Raw genomic sequence first — 586 nt, 5'->3', positions numbered from 1 at the left:
AGCACGCCCGCCTTCTTGATGTCGTCCAGTTTGTCGGCGTGGGCTTGCGGCGCGTGCAGCACGGCCACCGCGAGCGCGGCCCCGATGACCACCCCCACCACCTGGCGCGACGATTTTGCCAATGCCGGCGCCAGACCCGACAACGAGAATGCGCGCGAAACGCTTGCTTGCATGACAACCCCCAGATGATTTTTAGGGGGTCAAGCGTAGGGGGATTGTTGCGCTGCGCAAACGAATTCATTGGCAGATCGATATACGCATGCCGGCACGCAACGGCGCAGCCGGGCGCCGCAAAGCCGCACGGGCCTTCAGTTTTTACATTTCCTGCCGATAGAATCGGCGGCTAATCGGGGCGCAACACGCGGTCATTCACCCGACAACCGCGCCCGATACACTGCAAGAACAACAAACCAACGGGGAATACACGTGGACCAACCGGCTGGCGTCGCCATTCGCCGGCATCGCCCTGCGCGCCCGGCGTGCCCATCATGCTGATCGCCGCACTGGCTTGCGCTGCGCTTGTCTCCATCGCGCTGATCGGCTTGTCATGGCCGCGCCGGGACGACGCGGAGGTTTCCGCCTTCAT

Annotated in this window: 1 protein-coding gene; it reads right to left on the bottom strand. The window is 63.5% G+C overall.

Annotation, left to right across the window (positions count from 1 at the left end):
• Positions 1 to 343: 343 nt before the first annotated feature.
• Positions 344 to 586 (bottom strand): hypothetical protein (locus D1614_RS28455; protein ID WP_119440517.1); only part of this gene is annotated, 243 nt, incomplete at its 5' end.

Source organism: Maribellus luteus (assembly GCF_003576475.1).
Taxonomy (GTDB): Bacteria; Bacteroidota; Bacteroidia; order Bacteroidales; family Prolixibacteraceae; genus Draconibacterium; species Draconibacterium luteum.
Note: the sequence above shows the minus strand (reverse complement) of the source record. Positions and strands in the feature narration are given on the sequence as shown.